1 protein-coding gene is annotated in these 267 nt (G+C 58.4%); it reads left to right on the top strand.

Features of this window, described 5'->3' with window-relative positions:
• On the top strand, positions 1–265 hold a 265-nt coding region (tnpB, locus tag QN399_RS26375), incomplete at its 5' end, for an IS66 family insertion sequence element accessory protein TnpB (RefSeq protein WP_330201950.1).
• Positions 266–267: the final 2 nt, after the last annotated feature.

Below are 267 nucleotides of genomic sequence, written 5' to 3'. Positions count from 1 at the left end.
GGCCAGGGTGATCGCGGTGTTCGGTGCGGCGAAGCCGCACTGCGCTTATCTGTTTGCCAACCGCCGCGCCACTCGTATGAAAGTGCTGGTGCATGACGGGTTTGGAGTCTGGCTGGCTGCTCGCCGATTGAACCAAGGAAAGTTTCACTGGCCCGGCATTCGACAAGGCTGCGAGATAGAGCTGGATACCGAGCAACTTCAAGCGTTGGTGCTCGGCCTACCTTGGCAGCGTGTTGGGGCTGGCGGTGTAATCACACTGCTTTAAAA

Origin of the sequence: Pseudomonas sp. 10C3, from assembly GCF_036346185.1 — a bacterium.
Lineage (GTDB): Bacteria > Pseudomonadota > Gammaproteobacteria > Pseudomonadales > Pseudomonadaceae > Aquipseudomonas.
The sequence above is the reverse complement of the archived record's forward strand: the minus strand, read 5'-3'. Positions and strand labels throughout refer to the sequence as shown.